This window comes from Kribbella sp. CCNWLW201, from assembly GCF_037203805.1.
Classification (GTDB): domain Bacteria; phylum Actinomycetota; class Actinomycetes; order Propionibacteriales; family Kribbellaceae; genus Kribbella.
Map to the genome: position 1 here is coordinate 345570 of NZ_JBBCBQ010000011.1, position 23026 is coordinate 368595.

The 23026-nt window shown below is 69.3% G+C and carries 16 protein-coding genes; 13 read left to right on the forward strand and 3 right to left on the reverse strand.

Annotated features, from left to right (window positions below):
• Nucleotides 1–48: 48 nt before the first annotated feature.
• The 6 genes from pheS (at nucleotide 49) to V9K99_RS36085 (ending at nucleotide 14598) form a co-directional block, all read left to right on the forward strand.
• Nucleotides 49–1158, forward strand: coding sequence for a phenylalanine--tRNA ligase subunit alpha (pheS, locus tag V9K99_RS36060; protein ID WP_337011597.1), 1110 nt, complete (start codon nucleotides 49–51; stop codon nucleotides 1156–1158).
• Nucleotides 1158–3803: a phenylalanine--tRNA ligase subunit beta gene (locus tag V9K99_RS36065; protein ID WP_337011599.1), complete on the forward strand. Its 2646-nt coding sequence runs from the start codon at nucleotides 1158–1160 to the stop codon at nucleotides 3801–3803. The genes pheS and V9K99_RS36065 overlap by 1 nt, the downstream gene beginning before the upstream one ends.
• A gap of 88 nt (nucleotides 3804–3891) precedes the next feature.
• Nucleotides 3892–5439: a gamma-glutamyltransferase gene (locus tag V9K99_RS36070; RefSeq protein WP_337011601.1), complete on the forward strand. Its 1548-nt coding sequence runs from the start codon at nucleotides 3892–3894 to the stop codon at nucleotides 5437–5439.
• A 69-nt stretch (nucleotides 5440–5508) separates the two neighbouring features.
• Nucleotides 5509–6480, forward strand: a complete 972-nt coding sequence (locus V9K99_RS36075) for a glycosyltransferase family 2 protein (RefSeq protein ID WP_337011603.1) — start codon at nucleotides 5509–5511, stop codon at nucleotides 6478–6480.
• Nucleotides 6481–6512: 32 nt separating this feature from the next.
• Nucleotides 6513–8693, forward strand: a complete 2181-nt coding sequence (locus V9K99_RS36080; protein ID WP_337011604.1) for a hypothetical protein — start codon at nucleotides 6513–6515, stop codon at nucleotides 8691–8693.
• 103 nt (nucleotides 8694–8796) lie between these two features.
• Nucleotides 8797–14598, forward strand: a complete 5802-nt coding sequence (locus tag V9K99_RS36085) for an Ig-like domain-containing protein (protein ID WP_337011605.1) — start codon at nucleotides 8797–8799, stop codon at nucleotides 14596–14598.
• Here the strand turns inward: V9K99_RS36085 and V9K99_RS36090 are convergent.
• Complete coding sequence (locus V9K99_RS36090) at nucleotides 14595–15113, reverse strand: GNAT family N-acetyltransferase (RefSeq protein ID WP_337011606.1); 519 nt, start codon at nucleotides 15111–15113, stop codon at nucleotides 14595–14597. The genes V9K99_RS36085 and V9K99_RS36090 overlap by 4 nt on opposite strands.
• 261 nt (nucleotides 15114–15374) lie before the next feature.
• On the opposite strand from V9K99_RS36090, the gene V9K99_RS36095 reads away from it, so the two are divergent.
• A complete protein-coding gene (locus tag V9K99_RS36095) occupies nucleotides 15375–15677 on the forward strand; it encodes an alpha/beta fold hydrolase (protein ID WP_337011607.1) in 303 nt (100 codons plus the stop codon).
• On the opposite strand, the gene V9K99_RS36100 is transcribed toward V9K99_RS36095, so the two are convergent.
• Together V9K99_RS36100 and V9K99_RS36105 are read right to left on the reverse strand one after the other, a co-directional pair.
• Nucleotides 15643–16539 (reverse strand): RNA polymerase sigma-70 factor, encoded by an 897-nt coding sequence (locus V9K99_RS36100; protein WP_337011608.1) that lies wholly within the window; start codon nucleotides 16537–16539, stop codon nucleotides 15643–15645. The two genes, V9K99_RS36095 and V9K99_RS36100, sit on opposite strands and share 35 nt — an antisense overlap.
• Nucleotides 16518–17069 carry a carboxymuconolactone decarboxylase family protein gene (locus tag V9K99_RS36105; RefSeq protein WP_337011610.1) on the reverse strand — a complete coding sequence of 184 codons (552 nt, stop codon included), beginning with the start codon at nucleotides 17067–17069 and terminating at the stop codon, nucleotides 16518–16520. The genes V9K99_RS36100 and V9K99_RS36105 overlap by 22 nt, the downstream gene beginning before the upstream one ends.
• A 162-nt stretch (nucleotides 17070–17231) precedes the next feature.
• Here V9K99_RS36105 and argC point away from each other — a divergent pair, with 162 nt between their 5' ends.
• The 6 genes from argC to V9K99_RS36135 are packed head-to-tail and all read left to right on the forward strand — an operon-like array spanning nucleotide 17232 to nucleotide 22977.
• Nucleotides 17232–18263, forward strand: a complete 1032-nt coding sequence (gene argC, locus V9K99_RS36110) for an N-acetyl-gamma-glutamyl-phosphate reductase (RefSeq protein WP_337011611.1) — start codon at nucleotides 17232–17234, stop codon at nucleotides 18261–18263.
• Nucleotides 18260–19462: a bifunctional glutamate N-acetyltransferase/amino-acid acetyltransferase ArgJ gene (gene argJ / locus V9K99_RS36115; RefSeq protein ID WP_337011613.1), complete on the forward strand. Its 1203-nt coding sequence runs from the start codon at nucleotides 18260–18262 to the stop codon at nucleotides 19460–19462. The genes argC and argJ overlap by 4 nt, the downstream gene beginning before the upstream one ends.
• Entirely contained in the window at nucleotides 19459–20340 is an 882-nt protein-coding gene (argB, locus tag V9K99_RS36120; protein ID WP_337011615.1) for an acetylglutamate kinase, read from the forward strand. The genes argJ and argB overlap by 4 nt, the downstream gene beginning before the upstream one ends.
• Nucleotides 20337–21539, forward strand: coding sequence for an acetylornithine transaminase (locus V9K99_RS36125; RefSeq protein WP_337011617.1), 1203 nt, complete (start codon nucleotides 20337–20339; stop codon nucleotides 21537–21539). The genes argB and V9K99_RS36125 overlap by 4 nt, the downstream gene beginning before the upstream one ends.
• Nucleotides 21536–22468, forward strand: coding sequence for an ornithine carbamoyltransferase (gene argF / locus V9K99_RS36130; RefSeq protein ID WP_337011618.1), 933 nt, complete (start codon nucleotides 21536–21538; stop codon nucleotides 22466–22468). Before V9K99_RS36125 ends, argF begins: the two co-directional genes overlap by 4 nt.
• Nucleotides 22465–22977 carry an arginine repressor gene (locus tag V9K99_RS36135; protein ID WP_337011619.1) on the forward strand — a complete coding sequence of 171 codons (513 nt, stop codon included), beginning with the start codon at nucleotides 22465–22467 and terminating at the stop codon, nucleotides 22975–22977. Before argF ends, V9K99_RS36135 begins: the two co-directional genes overlap by 4 nt.
• Nucleotides 22978–23026 lie beyond the last annotated feature (49 nt).

Below are 23026 nucleotides of genomic sequence, written 5' to 3' on the forward strand. Positions count from 1 at the left end.
GAGGTTCCTAGACTGCTTCCGCAGAAGTTCCGAACCCGAGAGCGAGCCATGTCCGGTCCCAACACTGATTACGACCCGGTCGAAGTGACGCCGTTGCACGCCGAAGAGGTGGAGCGGACCCGGGACGAGGCGCTGAAGGCCTTTGCCGAGGCGGCCGATCTGGCTGCCCTGCAGGAGGCGAAGGTCGCGCATCTCGGGGAGAAGTCGCCGATCGCGCTCGCCAACCGCGAGATCGGGGCGCTGCCACCGCAGGGCCGCAAGGAGGCGGGTCAGCGGATCGGCGCGGCCCGGAAGGCGATCAGCGAGGCCTTCGCGGCCCGGCTTGCGGTGCTCGAGGCCGAGCACGAGGAGCGGATGCTGGCCACCGAGCAGGTCGACGTGACGCTGCCGTGGCCGACCCCCGAGCTCGGCGCCCGGCACCCGCTGTCGCTGATCTCCGAGCAGATCGCGGACGTGTTCACCGCGCTCGGCTGGGACGTCGCCGAGGGCCCCGAGATCGAGGCCGAGTGGCTGAACTTCGACGCCCTGAACTTCCAGCCGGACCACCCGGCCCGGCAGATGCAGGACACCTTCTTCGTCGAGCCGGCCGGTTCCGGCACCGTGCTGCGGACCCACACCTCGCCGGTGCAGGCGCGCTCGATGCTGACCCGCAAGCCGCCGATCTACGTGATCTGCCCGGGCCGCGTGTTCCGCACCGACGAGCTGGACGCGACCCACACGCCGGTCTTCTACCAGGTCGAGGGCCTGGTCGTGGACGAAGGCATCACGCTCGCGCACCTGAAGGGCACCCTCGACCACTTCGTCGTCTCGATGTTCGGCGAGGGCCTGGAGGCGCGGCTGCGGCCGAACTTCTTCCCGTTCACCGAGCCGTCGGCCGAGGTCGACCTCAAGTGCTTCGTCTGCCGCGGCGCGTCCGTCGGCAACCCGGACCGCCCGTGCCGCACCTGTGGCAGCGAGGGCTGGATCGAGTGGGGCGGCTGCGGCGTGGTGAACCCGCGCGTCCTGCAGGCCTGCGGCATCGACACCGACCGGTACTCCGGCTTCGCCTTCGGCATGGGCCTGGAGCGGACGCTGATGTTCCGCAACGGGGTTGAGGACATGCGGGACATGGTCGAGGGTGACGTGCGGTTCAGCCGCCAGTTCGGGATGGAGATCTGATGCGAGTCCCACTGTCATGGCTTCGTGAGTACGTCGACCTCCCGGCCGGTGTGACCGGTCGCGACGTCGCGGAGAAGCTGATCCGGGCCGGGCTCGAGGTGGAGACCGTCGAGGAGTCGGACCTGACCGGCCCGCTGGTGGTCGGCAAAGTGCTCACGTACGAGAACGAGCCGCAGAAGAACGGCAAGACCGTCCGCTGGTGCTCGGTCGACATCGGCAACGACGAGCCGCAGTGGGTCGTCTGCGGTGCGCACAACTTCGAGGTCGGCGACCTGGTCGTCGTCGTGCTGCCGGGTGCGGTCCTGCCGGGCGGGTTCGCGATCTCGGCGCGGAAGACCTACGGGCATGTCTCCAACGGCATGATCTGCTCCAGCTCGGAGCTCGGCCTCGGTGACGACGGTACGCACGGCATCGTCGTACTCGAGCCGGGTGAGGCCGTGCCGGGTGACGACGCGATCGAGCTGCTCTCGCTGCAGGACGACGTACTCGACATCGCGGTCACGCCGGATCGGGGCTACTGCCTGTCCATCCGGGGTGTCGCGCGGGAGGCTTCGACGGCGTACGGCGTACCGCTCAAGGACCCGGCCGGGTTGGAGCTCACCGGTGCGGGGCAGGGCGGTTACCCGGTCCGCGTGGACGACGCCGAGGCGTGCAGTGTGTTCGTCACTCGCACGGTGACCGGGATCGACCCGAAGGCGCTGTCGCCGCGCTGGCTGCAGAAGCGGCTGCTCGCGGCCGGGATGCGGCCGATCTCGATCGGCGTCGACGTCACCAACTACGTGATGCTCGAGCTCGGTCAGCCGATCCACGGCTACGACAAGGCCCGGCTGTCCGGAGACATCGTGGTACGCCGTGCCAACGCCGGCGAGAAGCTGATGACGCTGGACGACCAGACCCGGGAACTGGACGCCGAGGATCTGCTGATCACCGACGACTCGGGTCCGATCGGTATCGCGGGTGTGATGGGTGGCGCGACGACCGAGATCTCGGACTCGACCACCGACGTGGTGATCGAGGCCGCGCACTTCCACCCGATCGTGATCGCCCGGGCGTCGCGGCGGCACAGGCTGTCGTCCGAGGCGTCCCGGCGGTTCGAGCGCGAGGTGGACCCGCTGCTCCCGCGCCGCGCTGCTCAGCGCGTCGCCGACCTGCTGGCCGAGCTGGCCGGCGGCACGATCGAGTCCGACGAGACCGTCGTCGACACCCACTCGTTGCCGGAGCCGGTGACGTTCCGGGCCGATCATGCGGCTCGGGTCGCGGGTGCGCCGATCTCGATCGAGGAGACCGTCCGTCACCTCCAGTCGGTCGGCTGCGCGGTGGTTCCGGCTGAGCCGGGTGCCCGCCCGGCGCCGCTGGCCGCGGGCGTTCACGCACCGGCGCTCGTCGTCGAGCCCCGCCCGGGCGCAGCCGGCACTGGTACGGCGGCCGAGGCAGCAGCTCGGGGCGGCGCGCCAGTCGGAGGCGACCACATGCCGCATGGTGTCGCGGCTCTGGCCGGCGACGACCTGCTGACCGTGACGCCGCCGTCGTGGCGACCGGATCTGCGTGACCCCAACGACTTCGCCGAAGAGGTCATCCGGCTGTTCGGGTTCGACAACGTGCCGTCGATCCTGCCGTCGGCGCCAGGCGGTCAGGGCTTGACCGTGTCGCAGACGCGCCGTCGCCGGGTGGCGACCGCGCTCGTCGGCGCCGGCCTGACCGAGGTCGTCTCGTACCCGTTCACCGGTGTCGCGGACTTCGACGCGATGGGCCTGCCCGCCGACGACCCACGCCGTATGACGGTCAAGCTCGTCAACCCGCTGTCCGACGAAGAGCCGTCGATGCAGACCACTCTGCTGGCGACCCTGCTCCGGACGGCCGAGCGCAACGTCGGCCGCGGCAACACCGACCTGGCGATCTTCCAGACCGGCCTGGTCTTCCTGCCGAAGGCTGAGTCGAAGCCCGCGCCGTTGCCGTCAGTCGCGCAGCGCCCGAGCGACGCCGAGATCCAGTCCTTGTACGACGCGCTGCCCGACCAGCCGCTACACCTTGGTGCTGTGCTGACCGGGGCGCGCACGCCGACGGGCTGGTGGGGCAAGGGCCAGCCGACCAGTTGGTCGGATGCCGTGCAGATCGCCCGGACCGTGGCGAACGCGGTCGGCGTCGAGCCGGTCCTGCGGAACGTCGAGCTGGCGCCGTGGCACCCGGGTCGGTGTGCGGAGTTCTCGGTCGACGGCAAGGTCGTCGGTCACGCCGGTGAGCTGCATCCGAAGGTGTGCCAGGCGTTCGGGTTGCCCGCGCGATCGGGTGCGGTCGAGCTCGACCTGGACGCGCTGATCGCGGCCGGTCCGTCGTCGATCGCGGCCAAGCCGTTCTCGTCGTACCCGGTGGCCAAGGAGGACGTGGCGCTGATCGTCCCGGCCGAGGTGGCCGCGGCGGAGGTCGAGGCGGCGCTGGTCGAGGGTGCGGGCGAGCTGCTGGAGTCGATCCGGCTGTTCGACCTCTACACCGGCGAGCAGATCGGCGAGGGCAAGAAGTCGCTCGCGTTCGCGCTCCGCTTCCGGGCGCCGGACCGCACCTTGAAGGAGAACGAGGTCGCGGACGTACGGCAGGCCGCGGTCCAGGTCGCGGTCGACCGCTTCGGCGCCGTCCAACGGGTCGGCTGACAATCATGAGCCGGGGCGGGGCGGGTTCGGCCAGGCTACGCCCGCGCGACGGTTTGGCAGTCGGCTCGAGCCGGCGAGGCCGGACGTCATGACCGGCGGTCATCCGCGGGTGGCGGTTGCTGCTCCGAACGCCGCGGCGGCTGAGGCTGGCGTTCGGGTTGCGGCCGAGGGCGGGAACGCGGTGGATGCCGCGATCGCGGCCACGCTGGTGACGATGGTGAACGAGATCGGCGTGGTGTCGCCCGCCTCGGGCGGTTTCGTCACCTTGCAGGTGGCCGGCGGCGAGGCGGTCACCATCGACGGCTGGGTGGAGATGCCCGGCCGCGGCCTGTCGACCGATCGGTTCGGCCGCGGCGTCTGGGACATCACGACCGACTACGGCGGCGGTACGACGACCACGGTCGGCCACGGATCCGTCGCCACCCCCGGCGGGATGAAGGCGCTCGACCTCGCCCACCGGCGATCCGGGAAGGCGCCGTGGCACGAGGTCGTCCAGCCCGCGATCGACGTCGCCCGGCGCGGTTTCCCGCTCAGCCGGACGTCGGGCTACTACCTCGGGTACACCCACGAGATCATCTTCGGTTGGCATCAGCCGAGCCATCGGGTCGTGCACAGCGACGACGGCTCGGTGATCAAGGCCGGCACCACGATCGTCATCCCCGAGCTGGCCGAGGCACTCGAGCTGATCGCCCGCGACGGCGCAGAGACGATGTACACCGGCCAGCTGGCCGAGTTGCTGGTCCGCGACATGGCCGAGAACGAAGGCATTCTCACCGCGGAGGACCTGGCCGCGTACGAGGCCGTCGTACGCCCGGCCCTGATCGTCCGGCAGAACGGGTGGCGCCTCGCGACCAACCCGCCGCCCGCGGTCGGGGGCGTTGCCGTGGCCGCGATGCTCGCGCTGCTGGACGGCGTACCGGCTGACGGCAGTTGGACTCAGTCCGAGTTGGAGCGGCTCATCGAGGTGCAGCACGCCGTACTCGGCCAGCGGTTGGCGGAGCTGGACGAGGAGGATCAGCGGCAGCTGGAGGGCAAGCGGCTGCTCGACCTCGCCGCGTCCGGTGACCTGAGGGCGTTGAGCTCGCCCAGTACGGCGACTGTCTCGGTGGTGGACGACGAGGGCGACGCGTGCGCGATCACCGTGTCGTCCGGGTACGGCTCGGGTGTGCTGACTCCGGGCACCGGGATCTGGTTGAACAACGCGCTCGGCGAGCAGGAGCTGCTGCACGGCGGGCCGCACAGCCTGGCGCCGGGGACACGGCTGACCTCGAACATGGCGCCGAGTGTCGCCCGCCGGGAGAGCGACGGCGCGGTGCTCGCGATCAGTTCGCCTGGTTCGGACCGGATCCCGACCGCGTTGGCGCAGGTCTACGCGCTCTACACGCACGGCGGGCTACCGCTGGCGGAGGCGGTCGACCATCCGCGGCTGCACGTCCGGGTCCGGCAGGACGTGGTGGTCGACTACGAGGACGAGCTGCCGGTCTCCGGCTCGACCGCGCTGCCGACCCGGCCGATGCCGCCGCACTCGATGTACTTCGGCGGAGTCGCGGCTGCCTTCTGGGATCCCGCCGACGGCCTGGTCGCGGTCGGCGACCCACGCCGTACCGGTGCCGTCGCGATCTCGCCGCCACTCTGATCGTGCCCATCACCCGACTTGGTCGTTAGTAAGGTCATCCCTTCGACACCTGACTGGAAGGTCTGCAGCATGCGGGACACGGACCCCGAGCTCTCCGTCGTCGTACCGATGTACGACGAGGAGGAAGTGCTGCCGATCTTCTTCGACCGGATGCATCCGCTGCTCGACGGCCTCGGGATCACCTACGAGTTGGTGGTCGTCGACGACGGTAGCCGGGACAAGACGGCCGCGCTGCTGCTCGAGGCTGCGAAGGACTGGCCGCAGTTGCGCGTCGTGCGACTGCTGCGGAACAGCGGTCACCAGGCCGCACAGTCGGCCGGCTTCCGCCGGGCCCGCGGACGGTATGTCGTCACGATCGACGCCGACCTGCAGGACCCGCCGGAGGTCATCGAGCAGTTCCTGACGGCGGCGCGGGAGCAGGATGTCGATGTCGTGTACGGCGTGCGGTCGGACCGGTCGAGCGATTCGTGGGCGAAGCGGACGACAGCCCGGCTCTACTACCGGTTGATGTGCCGGCTGGTCGGCAAGGACATCCCGTTCGACGCCGCCGACTTCCGGCTGGTGTCGCGGCGGGTCGTCGATGCGGTGAACGCGTTGCCGGAGGACGGCCGGGTGTTCCGGCTCGTGATCCCGTGGCTGGGCTTCCCGAGCACGGAGGTCGCCTATGTCCGGGCCGAGCGGGCCGCGGGCACGACGAAGTACAACCTGTCCAAGATGCTGCGGCTCGCCTTCGACAGCGTGACCGCGTTCTCGGCCGCGCCGCTCCGGCTGGCGACCTGGCTCGGGCTGCTCGGTGGCGTGATGTCAGGGCTGTTCGTCGTGGGTGCGCTGATCATCAAGCTGACCGGCCGCAGCATCCCCGGCTGGACCTCGACCGTGCTTGCGGTGAGCGTGATCGGCGCGATCCAACTGCTGTGTCTCGGCCTGCTGGGTGAGTACGTGGCCAGGCTGTTCCAATCGAGTCAGCGCCGGCCGCAGTTCCTCGTCGGCTACGACAGCCTCGAAGACCAAGGACACCAGGAACCGGTACACCAGAGATGAAGCGGTCCCTTCCATGGCTGCTGCCTTTTGTGGTGGCGGTTACGGGGCTCGCTGCGATCGACGTACCGCCCGGACCCATCGTCAAGTACTGCGTCTACTTCGCGCTGGCGATCGCGCTCCCGGGCACGCTCCTGCTGCGCGCGGCCTGGCGTAGTACGGGCAACTGGGCTGAAGACCTCGGCCTCGGTGCCGTCGTCGGTGCGACCTGGCAGCTGATCGGCTGGGCCGTGTTCACCGCGCTCGGCTGGCAACGCTGGCTCATCATCTGGCCCGCGCTGGTGCTCCTCGCCTTTGCATCGGTACGACGTCTGCGCGTGCATTGGCGCATCACACAGCCGATGCCATTGCCGACGCTGTGGACCTGGGGGTTGGCGGTCGCGTCGGCGGTGGTGCTGGGCGCGACCACGCTGGGCGTGATGGCGTTTCACGAGGTGCCGCCGCAGGGGTCGGCGTACTACCAGGACTTGCTCTACCACCTGTCGATGGTGAACGAGTTGATGCGGGCGGTGCCGCCGGAGCTGCCGCAGGTGGCGGGGGAGCGGCTGGAGTACCACTGGTTCGCCAACGCGGACATGGCTGCGGCGGTCGACATCACGCGGCTGACGCCGGTCATTGTGTTGTTCCGGCTGTGGCTGCTGCCGTGGCTCGTGGTCGCGTTGCTGGTGTGCGCGACGCTGGCGCGGACTGTGAGTCGCACCTGGTGGACCGGCGTACTCGCAGCTCTCGCGTTGGCCGCGCCGCAGCTGTACCTGTTCCTCGACACGAGTGTGAACCTCTCCTCGCCACTGAGTTTCCTGAGCCCGTCGCAGACCTTCGGCATGGTCGCGTGCGTCGCGGCGGCGGTCTTCTTGATCGAGTTGCTGTTCCGGGGTGGACCGGGCGGACTGTGGGTGGTCACGTTCGCTGTGGCGGTGCTGGGCGGCGGGTCGAAGCCGACTGTGTTGCCGATCCTGGTCGGGGCGGTGGGGCTGGCGGCTGTGGTGTTGCTGGTGCAGACGCGGCGGGTGCCGGTGCGGGCGGTTGTGGCCGGGGTCCTGCTGGTGGCGACCGGGGTCGGGACGATGCTGACGGTTGCCGGGAGCACTAGCGGGTCGGGGCTGCAGTTTCTCGCCGTACTGAAGTCGAGTGGTGACTACGCAGCGGCGACCGGGGACATGACGCCGGCGGGGGAGGGCGGACTGATCCTGCCGGCGCTGACGCAGGGAGCGGTCGTCGGGACACTCGTGCTGCTCTGTCTACTGCTGATCAATCAGGCAACCGCGGTGGTCGGGTTCGGGGTCCTCAGGAAGCGGGACCCGATGGCGTGGTTCCTGGTCGGTGCGTTGATCGCCGGCTGGGCCGGGTACCTGCTGATCGACCATCCCTCGGTGAGCGAGTCGTACTTCATCCACACCGCGATCCCATTCAGCCTCGCCGCGGCCGGGTGGCTGGCCGCGACGCTTGCCCGCGACTTCCCGGCGCGCACGAGGCGGCGTTCACTCATCACTGTCGCGGCAAGCTCCCTGGTGCTCGGCACGGTCTGCGCCGGGATGCTGCTGGCAGCCGATGCGAAACCGGTCGGCTCGCCGGGACACCAACTGCTCCTGGTCGCCCGACCGCTACTGGTCATTCCTGTGCTGGCCGGGCTCTGGTGGTTGCTGCGACGACGGTCGGGTGCCGAGCTGGTCGTCGTACTGGCTCTGCTGGCTGTTGGGCCGATCAAGTCGTTCGCGCAGAGCGCCGTACACGGTGACTCCGAGCGGGCGCAGACCTTCACCGCGGCCAGGTGGTGGGTGTATCCGGACGAGGAGTCGGCGGCGCTGTGGTTGGGGAAGGTCTCCGCGCCGACCGATGTCGTCGCCGCGAACACGTGGTGCCGCCCGGCCGGCAAGCAGACGCCGGGGTGTGACGCGCGCGGCTACATCGTGAGTGGGATCGCCGGTCGCCGGACCTTGATCGAGGGCTGGGCCTACACGAACGAGGCGATGGCCGAGCAGGGAGTCGGCGGCCGGCGGTACACCGAGCAGCCGTCGCCGTGGCCGGAGCGGGTCGCGCTGACGAATCAGGCCCTCGCCGCGCCGACGCCGGACCTGCTGCGGCGGCTGCGCGAGGAGTACCAGGTGCGCTGGCTGTACGCCGACGCACGCGACGGGACCGTGTCACCGGCGCTGGACCGGCTGGCCGTGCTGCGACACAGCGTCGGCAAGGTCCGGATCTACGACCTCGGAGAGTGATTACCCCGTAACATCGAGTCGGCGTAGACCGTTACCTCTACGCTGGCCGCCCGCCCTGTGGCCGACGCACGCGCACGACGTGAATGCTCGGGAGGGCGGCTACATGCGGGCAACACGACCGGGCCTGTCCATCGTGCTGGCCTCCGGCCTCCTCTCCCTCACCACGATCGATCTCACCGCCATCGATGCCGCCGCGTACCAGGTGCCCGCGGCACCTTTCACCCAGGGCGACTCCGCGACGGCGACCATGCCCGGGTCCGGGCTCCAGCAGACCATCACCGTGACCGGGCAGACCGAGTTGCTCGACGCAACCACCGCGGGCGTCCGCGGTACCGGCCCGACGACCTATGCACCGCCGATCGCGCGTACGACGCCCGCGCAGGATCTCCTGGTCAACACCGGGACCTGCGCGTCGACCGGCAGTTGCGGCGACCGCGGCACGGTGACGATCGCGTTCAGCCAGCCAGTGCGCAACCCGGTCCTGCACTTCGCCGGCATCGGTGGTGCCGTCACCCAGACCGTCAGCGGCAAACCGACCGCTCAGTCCGAGTTTCACTCGGTCCTCAAGCTCACCACCGCCGGCCTCAGCCTCAGCAAGGTCGGCCAGGGCAACAACCTGGCCGTCACCAGCGACACGATCACCGCCACCAACCACGACGCCGGTCCGAACTGCATCAACAACAAGACCGGCACCGGCCCGGACGCCTCCGCGACGGCGGCCTGTGGATCGGTTCGGGTCAACGGCGTCGCCACCAAGATCACCTTCGACCTCACCGCGCTCTTCACCAAACACCCGAAGCTCCCGGCGTTCAACACCTCGTCCTCCGGTGACGCCTTCTCCGTCCTCGCGTCCACCGGCGAAGACTTCGGCGATGCCCCGGCGTCGTACGGCGCGGCGTGGTCCGTGCTCAGCGACGTGCGACTCGGCAAGGACGTGACCGAGGACAACGCGACCGTTGCCAACGGCACCACCGGCCCGTCCACGCCCGACCAGGCCGACGATGGCGTCACCTTCAAACCGCTGCGCACCAACTCCACGGCGTACTCGGCCGAGCTCGCCCTGACCGGCGCCTCGAAGGCCGGCCGGGCCTGTGCCTGGATCGACCTCGATCGCGACGGAGCCTTCGCGCCGGCCGAACGCGCATGTGCCACGTTCGCCTCGGGTCAGAGTGCCGTCGCCCTCAACTGGACCAAGTACGCGCGCCCGACCGCCGGCGCGTCGTACGCCCGGGTGCGGGTCGGCTACAACAACGCGCAGCTCGACAAACCGACCGGTGCGACCGACTCCGGTGAGGTCGAGGACCACCCGATCCTGATCGCGCCGCCGCCTCCGCCCGTCCTGCTGGACGACAAAGCGACGGCCGCGTTCAATACCGGTCTCACGGTCGACGTGCTCGGCAACGACAAGCCGGGTGATCCGGACACGCCCCTCAAACCTGGTTCGCTGTGTCTCGTCGACGGCGACAAGTGTGTCGTGATGGTAAATGTCGTCGGCCAGGCCAAGTACGTCGCCAAACCGGACGGCCAGATCGACATCGAACCGGTGCCCGGCTTCGTCGGCCCGGCCAAACCGGTCACCTACCGCGTGGCCGACAGCAACGGCACCACGGCGACCGCGAAGCTCACCCTCACAGTCGCCCTGCCCGCTCGGCCGGTCGCGACCCCCGACACCGCGACCACCCCGCAGAACGTCAGCATCGCGCTCAAGCCGCTCGGCAACGACCGCGCAGCGCCCGGCGTGAACCTGGTCCCGGCGTCGGTTGTCCTCCGCGACCCGGCCGACACCACCTTCAAGAAGAAGGTCGTCATCGCCGGCCAGGGTGAGTACGTCGTGAAGCCGAACGGCGGCGTGGACTTCGTACCGTTGCCGCGCTTCACCGGCGTCGGAACCCAACTCGGCTACCGCGTCACCGACAGCACCAAACAGACCGCCGAGTCCACGCTGACTGTCACGGTCACGCCGGTCACGCCGACGGCGAACGGGGACTCCGTGTCGACCGCGTTCGGCACCGATGTCGTCGTACCGGTGCTCGAGAACGACCTGCCCGGGTCACCGGATGCGCCGCTGGATCCTGCCAGTCTCCGGCTGGTCGATCCGGTCAGCCAGAAGCTCGTCGACAAGGTGACCGTCGCGCGACAGGGGTCGTACTTGGTGGCCGGCGGCAAGGTCACCTTCCAGCCGGTCCCGAGGTTCCAAGGCGTTGGTACGCCGCTGACCTACCAGGTGCTCGACAAGAACGGGACGCCCGCGCGGGCGGAGCTCACGGTGTCCGTCGACGCGCCCGGTCCGCCGGTGGCGAATCCGGACCTGATCACGACACTGCAGGGTGCTTCGGTCGTGGTCGCCGTACTCGACAATGACAAGGCGGGGCCGACCGGGTCGGCGCTGGTTCCGGACAGCGTGCGGCTGATCCCGCCGACGCGAGGTGAGCCGGTGACGACGCTGATCATCGCGGGTCAGGGCAAGTACACGGCGAAACCGGACGGCAAGATCCTGTTCGAACCGGTACCGGCCTTCAGCGGTACGGCGAAGCCGATCACCTACCAGGTTGCCGATGGCAATGGCGCGATCGGCAAGTCGGCGCTCGTGGTCAAGGTGACCAAGGTGCAGCCGGACGCGACGGACGACACAGCCAGTACGGCGTATGACGCGAACGTAACCGTGGCCGTGTTGACGAACGACAGCGCGGGTGACCCGGCGGTTCCGCTGGTGCCGAGCAGCGTCCGAGTGCTCGACCCGAAGACGCACGAGCCCAAGACCACAGTCGTCGTCGACGGTGAGGCGTCGTACACGGTGACACCGGACGGAAAGATCGAGGTCGACCCGCTGCCGACGTACACCGGAGTCGCCGCGCCGATCACCTACAGCGTGTCCGACGTGAACGGCACTCTCGCCACTGCGACGCTGACCGTCACCATCGCGAAGCCGCCGGCACCGACCGCCAAGCCCGACACGGGGACGAGCAAGCAGAACGTACGGCTCCTGCTTGACCCGCTCGCCAACGACACAGCCGGCCAGGGCACTGGGCTCGATCCCGTCAGCCTGGTGCTGATCGACCCGGCCGACGGATCGATGAAGAAACTGGTGAAGATCCCCGGCCAGGGCAGCTACCAGGTGAACCCCGAGGGCACGGTCCTCTTCGACCCGCTGCCGGGCTTCACGGGTACGGCGACCACGCTGACCTACCGGGTGTCGGACTGGTTCGACCAGGCGACACGGTCGACCATCACCGTCACGATCACGCCGATCACGCCGGTCGCGGCCGACGACACCGCGAAGACGCCGTACGAGAAGACCGTCGCGGTGAAGGTGCTCACGAACGACAAGCCGGGGGACGAGTCGGCGCCGCTGATGCCGGGCAGCCTGCTGCTCACCGACCCGGCCGACGGATTGCTCAAGGCAACGGTCACCATCCCGAACGAGGGTGTCTACACCGCCGCCGGGGGAGTGGTCACCTTCGATCCGGGCGCGACGTTCCGTGGCCCGGGCACGCAGCTGACCTATCAAGTGGCCGACAGCAACGGAACGCTGACCACGGCCAAGCTGTGGATCACGGTCGGGCTGCCGCCGATCGCGGTGGCCGACACCGCATCCACGCTGCAGGACGTCGCCGTCTCCGTGAACCTGCTGTCGAACGACAGCCCGGGGACCGATGCGAAGCTCGACCCGTCGTCGGTCGGCCTGCTCGATCCTGCGGCCCGGACGACGGGCTACGTGAAGAAGGTGACGGTCGCGGGTCAGGGCACGTACACGGTCCAGCCGAGTGGTGCCGTCGTGTTCGATCCGCTGCCGGCCTTCCGCGGGAAGGCGCTGGCGATCAACTACCGCGTCGCCGACTCGAACCAGAACCTTGCCGCCTCGACGCTGACCATGAACGTGACGCCGGTCTGGCCGGTCACCGTGGACGACTCGGACATCACGCCGTACAACCAGGCGATCACGGTGAACGTGCTGGCCAACGACAAGGCCGGTGATCCGTCCGCGCCGCTGGTCTGGTCGAGTCTGGTGCTGAAGGATCCGGCCGGCGGATACCGCAAGACGGTCACGCAACCCAGTGAAGGCACCTACACCGCCGCGGACGACGGATCGATCACGTTCACGCCGGTCAAGGACTACCAGGGGGTGACGACGCCGGCGACGTACCGGATCACCGACGACAACGGGTCGACCGCCGAGGGGCTGCTCTTCCTGACCGTCGGCAAGGGACCGCAGGCCGCCGTCGACACAGCCACGACGAAGCAGAACGTCACCGCGACGGTGGATCCACTGGCCAACGACGCACCGGGGACCGACGCGGAACTCGACAAGGCGACGGTCCAGTTGTACGGCGTGACCGCGCGGAACTGGGGGCGGAAGGCAACGATCGCCGGCCAGGGCGTGTTCACGGTGAACGAGGTGACCGGGCGGATCACGTTCGACCCGGCGCCGACGTACCGCGGGGTCGCCTCGATCGCCTACCGGGTGACCGACACGAGCCGGAACACGGCCGCTTCGACGGTCGCGGTGACGGTCCAGCCGATCGTCCCGGTGGCGGCGGATGACACGATCGCCACGCCGTACGACACCGCTGTCACCGTCGCCGTGCTGAAGAACGACAAGCCGGGTGATGCGTCGGCGCCGCTGGGCGACGTGCGGCTGGTCGATTCGGCGACCGGTGACGCTGTCGCGTCGCTGGACGTGCCGGGGCAGAGCGCTTACACGCTCCAGCCTGATGGCGGGATTCGGTTCGCGCCGGTCGACGGGTTTGTCGGAACTGCGATTCCGGTCGGGTATCAGGTTGCCGATCGCAACGGGACGATCGGGGCGGCCACGGTGACGGTGACGGTCCAGGCGCGACCGGTGGCGGCACCGGATGCGGCGCAGACCAAGCAGCACGTGCCGGTGGCGGTGGACCCGTTGGTGAACGACAAGCCGGGTCCGGGCGCGACCCTCGATCCGGAGACCCTGCTGCTGATCGGTCCGGACGCGGCGCTGGTCGACCAGGTGACAATCGCGGGCGAAGGCGACTGGGTCGTTGCCAAGGGCAAGGTGACGTTCAGTCCGGTGGCGACGTTCACCGGGACCGCCCGGCCGGCGGCGTACGTGGTGAAGGACAGCAACCGGAACGCGGCCCGCGCGACGATCACCGTGACGGTAGCGCCGGTGCGTCCGGTCACTGTCGACGACAGCGCCCGGACGGGCTTCGGCAAGCCGGTCGTCGTGGCCGTGCTCGGCAACGACAGGGCGGGTGACCCGTCCGCGCCGCTGGTCCCGGGTTCCGTCGTACTGCGGGATCCGGCGGACGGCAAGGACAAGAAGTCGGTGACAGTTCCGGGCGAGGGCGGTTTCGTGGTCGGTGCGGACGGCGCGATCACGTTCACCCCGGCCAAGGACTTCATCGGTACGACGCGAACCGTCGCCTACCGGATCACCGATGCGAACGGCACCTCCAACGCCGCGCTGCTGGAGGTCACCGTCGCCGCTCCGATCCTGGCCAAGGCGACCACCGACACAGCGACCGGCACTCCGGGGAGCCCGGTCGCCGTGAATCCGTTGCTCAACGACGGTGGCGCACCCGATCCGTCCACGGTCTGCCTGCGGACGGGACCGGCGACCTGCTCGAAGCGGGTCACGGATGCGTCGGGCACCTGGTCCGTCGCGTCCGACGGGACGATCAGTCTCGCTCCGGCCGCCGGGTTCACCGGGAACGCGAAGGCGACCTACGAGCAGACCGACGCGACCGGCTCCACTGTTGCGGCGCCGGTGAAGTTCACGATCGGCGCCCCGCCGGCCGCGGATCTGCGCTCGGTCAATCGGGCCGAGATCCCGGCGACGGGTGGTCCGCCGCCGGTGCTGTTGACCCTCGGTGCGCTGCTCACGGCGCTGGGTGCGACACTCGCCGCGATCTCGCGGCGGTCCCGCTAGAGATCCCGCACCAGCATGACCTCGTCGCGGTAATCGTCCGCCGCGACGAGGATCGCCCGGGGATGACGACCGACGATCCGGTAGCCGAGCGACTCGTAGAACCTCTCCAGGCCGAGACCATCGCGGATCGTGAGCTGCAACTGCTGCAGGCCGAGGTCGACCGCCGAACCGCGCAAACCCTCCATCAGCATCCGGCCGGCGCCGCTGCCCTGGTGCTGCGGATGGACCATCACCCGCAGCACCGTGCGCCAGTGCGGCTGCAACGCGCTGCCGCGAGTCACGAGCAGGCCCATGCCGACATACCGCTCGCCGTTGTGCAGCACCCCGAGCAGATCCAGCCCGGCCGCGACCCGCCCCAGCGCCTCGTCCAGCGTCTCCGCGATCAACTCCACCGGAGCCGGCGCTGTGAACCCGACCGCACCACCCGCGTCCGTCACCGCGATCCACGTGTCCAGCAGATCAGCCCGCAATCCCGGCTCGAGTGCCTCGTCCGGCTCCGCCACCAGGTACTTCACGCCACCTCCAGATGCGACTGAGTTGCAGATAGTCTACGGACGGAGTCAACTGGGTACTGCGTGCAGCATGGCTACCGTCAGACACCGAACCATCGACGTGGGCGGCGTCGAGATCTTCTACCGTGAAGCCGGCCCGCCCGACGCACCCGTCGTACTGCTGCCGCACGGATACCGTTCGACGGGCTCCGTGAGGAGATTCTCGGCGAAGTCGAGGACGCCGAGCGGATCAGCCCGGATCTGTGGCACCTGGCCTGGCCGCTGATGCGGGAGCACCGCGAGATCATGGTCGGCTTCTTCGCCGAGATCGCGGACAGCGTCCGGCGATTCCCGCAGTACCAGGCGTACCTGCGCGAACACCGGCCGCCGACCCTGATCGTGTGGGGCCCGCAGGACGGGTACATGCCGGCGCAGTCGGCCCGCGCGTACCTGGCCGACGTGCCGGATGCCGAGCTGCACCTGTTCGAGGACGGTGGTCACTGGTTGCTCGAGACGCACCTCGACCAGGTGGTCGCCCGGATCCGGCCGTTCCTCAGTCGAGTTCGTGCCGGTTCGGGACCGTGGTGAGTTTGTCCGGGTTGCGGATCATGTAGAGGCTGGTGACCAGGCCGTCGGTGGTCTCCAGGAAGGCGACCGTGTCGGGCTCGTCGTCGAAGTACATGATGAAGGCGGTCTCGCCGTTGAGGGTGGCCATCCGGATCTCGAAGTTCGGGTTCTTCGCCGTCACCGCGGACAGCCAGCGGGCGATCTTCTCGGATCCGTGGATCGGGCGCAGCGCCGCCTGCTTCTTGCCGCCGCCGTCGCTGATCAGGACCGCGTCCGGTGCCAGCAGCGCGACGACCTGGTCGAAGTCGCCGGACCCGGCCGCCGCCATGAACCGCATGGTCAGCTCGTTGTGCCGCTCCTTGTCCACCTGATGCCGCGGCTGCCGCGCATGCACATGCCCGCGGGCCCGGTGCGCCAGTTGCCGTACGGCGCTCTCCGACCGGCCGAGCGTTTCCGCGATCTCGTCGTACGGCAGATCGAACACCTCTCGCAGGACGAACGTGGCCCGCTCGAGCGGTGACAGCGTCTCGAGTACGACGAGCATCGCCATACTCACCGAGTCCGCCATCTCCACCGCGGCGGCCGGGTCGTCGTCGGACGCGATCGGCTCAGGCAGCCAGGGACCGACGTACTCCTCCCGTCGTGCCTTCTGCTGGCGCAGCCGGTTGAGTGCGAGCCGGGTGGTGATCCGGATCAGGTACGCGCGCGTGTCCCGCACCTCTTCATGGTCGACCGCGGCCCAGCGCAGCCACGCCTCCTGGACCACGTCCTCGGCGTCGCTCACACTCCCGACCACCCGGTACGCCGCACCGACGAGAACCGCCCGGTGTGTGTCGAACTCCCGTGCCAGCTCCTCATCGGTCACGCCGGCCTCAGCTCGCACAGCTCCTTGAAGCCTTGACTGGTGAGACCGAGCGCGGCGTTGGTGCGCGAGCGGTAGTTCTCCAACGACACCCACGCGGTCAGCTCGACCACCTGCTCGTCGGTGAGGTCCCGCCGCAGCCGCTCGACGTGCTCGTCGGTGACCTGCGGCGGGGTCGCCGTCATGGCCTCGGTGTACTCCATTACCGCGCGCTCCAGATCCGTGTAGGCGTCGCTGTCCCGCCACCCTGGCACATCGCGCAGCTTCCTCGGATCGACCCCCTGGTGGTGGAACTCCCAGTAGCCGAAGTCCACGCACCAACTGCACCCGATCTGCGCCGAGGACACCATCACCGCGAGTGCCTTGAGCGTCGGGTCGAGCTTGTTCCAGCGGCCGGCAGACCCCTCCATCAGCAGCATCGACACCAGCACCCGCCGGTTGTGCAGCGCCGCCTGCCCAGGGTCCAGCACCTTCCCGAACTTCCGCCGGCTGCCCCACTCCGCCAACCGGACAAACCAGGTCCGCTTGTGCTCCAGCGCGATCCGGGCCATCACAACCTCCTAGAGTTCGTCGTCACCCTTCCGGACACGCCCCGGGAGCACTCTTGTGACATGACCTGGGTCACATGGTTCTACCTGACGAGGGTGGGTAGTTGATCCCCGCGGCGCTGGCGGATCTTGGATATTTTTCCAACCCATGGCATACTCATTCATATGAGTGTGAAGGTGGCGGTGGCCGGAGCCAGCGGATATGCGGGGGGTGAGCTGCTTCGGCTGCTGAGTGCGCATCCCGAGGTCGAGGTCGGCGCGCTCACCGCCGGAGGGAACGCCGGTACGGCGCTCGGGCAGCACCATCCACACCTCGTGCCACTGGCCGGGCGCACCCTGGTCGAGACCACGGCGGAGAATCTCGCCGGTCACGACGTGGTGTTCCTGGCCCTTCCGCACGGACAGTCCGCCGGAATCGCCGAGCAGCTCGGCGAGGACGTCACCGTGATCGACTGCGGCGCGGACTTCCGGCTGACCGAGGCCGAGGTGTGGACCGAGTTCTACGGCGGCGAGCACGCGGGCTCCTGGCCGTACGGGCTCCCGGAGCTCCCCGGTCAACGCGAGAAGCTCCGTGGTACGAACCGGGTCGCCGTACCGGGCTGTTACCCCACCGTCTCCACGCTCGCCCTGCTGCCCGCCGTACAGAGCGGCCTCGTTGATCCCGGCGAACTGGTGGTGGTCGCGGTCAGCGGTACGTCGGGCGCCGGCAAGGCACCGAAGCCGCACCTGCTCGGCGCCGAGGTGATGGGTTCGGCCACCGCGTACGGCGTCGGCGGCGTCCACCGGCACACCCCGGAGATCGAGCAGAACCTCACGCCGTACGCCGAAGGGCCGGTGAGCGTCTCATTCACCCCGGTACTCGTGCCGATGTCCCGCGGCATCCTCGCCACCTGCAGCGCACCGATTGCCGAAGGCACCGACCTGGCGGCGCTGCGGCAGGCCTACGAGGACGCGTACCGCAACGAGCCGTTCGTGCATGTGCTGCCCGAGGGGCAGTGGCCGCAGACGCAGGCCACCCTCGGTGCGAACACCGTGCAGCTGCAGCTCGCTCTCGACCAGCGCACCGGCCGCGCCGTCATCGTGGCCGCGATGGACAACCTCACCAAGGGCACCGCCGGCGGAGCCGTGCAGTGCATGAACCTGGCCACCGGGCTCGACGAGACCCTGGCCCTTCCCCTCAATGGAGTCGCACCGTGACCGTCGCAGTCACCCCCAGCACCCAAGTCGATCGGAGCGCCGGGGTCACCGCGCCGGCCGGCTTCCGTGCGGCGGGGGTGATCGCCGGGATCAAACCGGCCGGCACGCCGGACCTCACCGTCGTCGTGAACGACGGCCCGCACGACGTCGCCGCCGGTGTCTTCACCACCAACAAGGTGAAGGCCGCCCCGGTCCTGTGGTCGCAGCAGGTACTTACCGCCGGTAAGTTGAAGGCCGTCGTGCTGAACTCCGGCGGTGCCAACGCCTGCACCGGTCCGGAAGGCTTCCAGGACACCCACAAGACCGCCGAGAAACTGGCCGAGGTGCTGGGCGTCGGCGCGGCCGAGATCGGGGTCTGCTCGACCGGCCTGATCGGCGAACGGCTGCCGATGAACAAGCTGATCCCGGGCATCGACGCGGCCGTGGACGCTCTCAGTGATGGCCCTGAGGCTGGATTGGCCGCGGCCACGGCGGTCATGACGACCGACAACGTGCCGAAGCAGGCTGTGCTCAAGCACCAGGACGGCTGGAGCATCGGCGGGTTCGCCAAGGGCGCCGGCATGTGCGCGCCGAACATGGCAACGATGCTCAGCGTCATCACGACCGACGCCGTACTGGATCAGCCGCATCTCGACCACGCGCTGCGGAACGCGGTCGGCAAGACGTTCAACCGGCTCGACGTCGACGGCGGTACGTCGACCAACGACACGGTGCTCCTGCTCAGCTCGGGCGCGTCCGGTGTGGCCGTGAGTGCGGACGACTTCGAGGCCGCGTTGACGGTTCTGGCCGGCGACCTGGTCAAGCAGTTGCAGGCTGACGCCGAGGGCGTGACCAAGCACGTCAGCATCACGGTGCAGGGCGCGGCCACCGAGGCGGAAGCGATCGCGGCCGCGAAGATCGTTGCTGAGGACAACCTCTGCAAGACCGCGTTCTTCGCCTCCGACCCGAACTGGGGCCGGATCGCGATGGCGGTCGGCAACGCACCCACCGCGTTCGACCCGTCGCTGCTCGACATCACCTTGAACGGGGCCCCGATCTGCGTGGCCGGCGGCAAGGGCGTCGACCGCTCCGAGGCCGACCTGAGCGGTCTCGAGATCGACGTGGTCATCGACCTGCACGCCGGCCCGGCATCGGCGACCGTGCTCACGACCGACCTGTCACACGCGTACGTCGAAGAGAACTCGGCGTACTCGTCATGAGCACTAGTCACGCGGATGCGGTGGAGAAGGCTGCCGTCCTGACCGAGGCCCTGCCGTGGCTGAAGCAGTTCCACGGCAAGACCATCGTGGTCAAGTACGGCGGCAACGCGATGGTCGACGACAAGCTCAAGCGGGCCTTCGCCGAGGACATCGTCTTTCTCCGGTACGCCGGGGTCCGGGTCGTCGTCGTGCACGGCGGCGGTCCGCAGATCAGCGACATGCTCCACCGGCTCGGCATCGACAGCGAGTTCCGCGGCGGGCTGCGGGTCACCACCCCGGAGGCGATGGACGTCGTCGGCATGGTCCTGGTCGGCAAGGTCGGCCGTGAGTTGGTCGGCCTGCTGAACGCGCATGGCCCGTTCGCGGTCGGCATGTCCGGCGAGGACGCCGGTCTGTTCACCGCTGAGCGTCGTACGGCGATGGTGGACGGGGAGTCGGTCGACATCGGGCTGGTCGGTGACGTGGTCGACGTACGGCCGGAGGCGGTCGTCGACCTGATCGACGCGGGTCGGATCCCGGTCGTGTCGACGATCGCGCCGGACGAGGACGGCCTGGCGCACAACGTCAACGCCGACACTGCCGCCGCGGCGTTGGCCGTCGCGCTCGGTGCGGAGAAGCTCGTCGTGCTGACCGACGTGGCCGGGCTCTACCGGAACTGGCCGGACAGCGACGAGATCATCACCCAGATCGACGCCGCCGAACTGGCCGAGCTGCTGCCGTCGCTGGCGTCCGGCATGGTGCCGAAGATGGAGGCCTGCCTGCGCGCGGTCGAATCGGGCGTCTCCCGGGCGACCGTGATCGACGGTCGGGTGCCGCACTCGCTGCTGCTCGAGATCTTCACCGACGCCGGAAGTGGAACCCAGGTGATTCCGTCATGACCGAACTGCTCACCGTCGACGGGACGCAGAGTGCGCTCACTGAGCGGTACTCGAATGCGCTGATGAACACGTTCGGCGCACCGAAGCGGGTGCTCGTCCGTGGCGAGGGTGCGTACCTGTGGGATGCCGACGGCAACAAGTACCTCGACCTGCTCGGCGGGCTCGCGGTCAACTGCCTCGGCCACGCGCACCCGTTCGTGGTGTCCGCGGTGACCTCGCAGCTCGCCACCCTCGGCCACGTCTCGAACTTCTTCGCCTCCGCACCGCAGATCGCGCTGGCCGAGAAACTGCTCGGGCTCTTCGATGCCCCGGGCAAGGTGTTCTTCACCAACTCCGGCACCGAGGCCAACGAAGCCGCGTTCAAGATCACCCGCCGTACCGGCCGGACCAAGATCGTCTCCGCTGTCGGCGCGTTCCACGGCCGGTCCATGGGCGCCCTCGCGGTGACCTGGAAGCCGGCGTACCGGGAAGCGTTCGCGCCCCTGCCCGGAGACGTGGAGTTCGTCCCGTACGGCGATGCCGAGGCGCTGGCCGCCGCGGTCGACGACGAGACGGCGGCCGTCGTACTCGAGCCGATCCAGGGGGAGAACGGCGTCGTCGTACCGCCGGCCGGGTACCTGCAGGCGGCCCGGCGGATCACCTCCGAGCACGGCGCGCTGCTGTGGATCGACGAGATCCAGACCGGGGTCGGGCGGACCGGGAGCTGGTTCGCGTTCGAGGCCGACGGGATCACGCCGGACCTGGTGACGGTGGCGAAGGGCCTCGGCGCGGGGATCCCGATCGGCGCGTGCATCGGGCTGGGCGCGGCCGCGGACCTGCTGCAGCCGGGCAATCACGGGACCACGTTCGGCGGCAACCCGGTCGCCGCGATCGCCGGGCTCGCGGTGCTGACCGTGATCGAGCGGGACGGGCTGCTGGCCAACGTGAATGCTGTCGGCAACCACCTCGCGTCGTCGATCATCGCGCTCGACCATCCGCTGATCGCCGGCGTGCGGGGTCGCGGGTTGCTGCTCGCGATCGAGCTCACCCAGCCGGTGTCCGACCAGGTGGCCGCCCTCGCGCTGGAGGCCGGGTTCGTGATCAACAACCCGATCCCCAACGCGTTGCGGCTGGCGCCGCCGTACATCCTGAGCAAGGCTGATGCCGACAGTTTCGTCGCGGCCCTCCCGGGCTTGCTGGACCAGGTGGAGGCGGGATGACCAGACACTTTCTGCGGGATGACGACCTGAGTCCGGTCGAGCAGGACGAGGTTCTGACGCTCGGGCTGCAGTTGGCCGGGGACCGGTTCGGGCATCAGCCGTTGGCCGGGCCGAAGACCGTTGCGGTGATCTTCGACAAGACGTCGACCCGGACCCGGATCTCGTTCGCGGTCGGGATCGCCGAGCTGGGCGGCGTACCGCTGATCATCGACGCGCAGACGTCGCAGATGGGTCGTGGCGAGCCGATCGCGGACACCGCGCGGGTGCTCGACCGGCAGGTCGCGGCAATCGTGTGGCGGACGTTCGCGCAGACCCGGATCGAGGAGATGGCCGCGGCGTCCCGGGTGCCGGTTGTGAACGCGCTGACCGACGAGTTCCACCCGTGCCAGATCCTGGCCGACCTGCTCACGGTGCGGCAGCACAAGGGGTCGACGGCCGGGCTGAAGCTGGTCTACCTCGGAGACGGTGCGAACAACATGGCGCACTCGTATCTGCTCGGCGGAGTCACGGCCGGGATGCATGTGGTCGTGGGGTCGCCCGCCGAGTACCAGCCGGATCCCGCCGTACTGGCGCGCGCGGCCGAGATCGCTTTGACGACTGGTGGATCCGCGAGCTGGACCGCGGATCCTTACGCCGCCGTCGACGGTGCGGATGTCGTTGCCACCGACACCTGGGTGTCGATGGGGCAGGAGGCCGAGGCGTCGTCGCGGGAGGCGCCGTTCGTTCCGTATGCGGTGACCGAGCAACTGATGTCGAAGGCAAGCGCCGACGCGATCGTGCTGCACTGCCTGCCGGCGTACCGGGGCAAGGAGATCGAGGCGGCCGTGATCGACGGTCCGCAGTCGGTCGTCTGGGACGAGGCGGAGAACCGGCTGCACGCCCAGAAGGCGCTGCTGTCGTGGCTGCTGGCGAGGAGCTTCGAGGCATGAGTATCGCCGTACCGACAACGAAGACTGCGCGGCAGCAGCGGATCGTGGATCTGCTCGGGCGGCAGCCGGTGCGGTCACAGACGGAGCTTGCTGACCTGCTTGCAGACTCCGGGCTGGTCGTCGGCCAGGCGACGCTGTCACGGGATCTGGTCGAGATCGGTGCGGTGAAGGTACGCGACTCGAGTGGCCAGCTGGTGTACGCCGTACCAGGTGAAGGCGGTGACCGTACGCCGCGAGCCGGTGAGGCGGCTGCCTTCGAGGCCCGGCTGGCGCGGGTGGCGTCCGAGCTCCTGGTTTCGGCGGAAGGCAGTGCCAACCTGGTGATCCTGCGAACCCCGCCGGGTGCGGCCCAGTACTTCGCGTCGGCGATCGACCACGTGGGACTGGACGACGTACTCGGCACCATCGCCGGCGACGACACCGTCATGGTCGTCTCCCGGAACCCGACCGGCGGCCCCGCCCTGGCCACCCGCTTCCTGTCCCTGGCCGCCCGCTCCGAGCCGAAGTAGCGCGAACGCTCGCGCCCTGATGTGCCAAGTACTCAGCGAAGGCACTGGG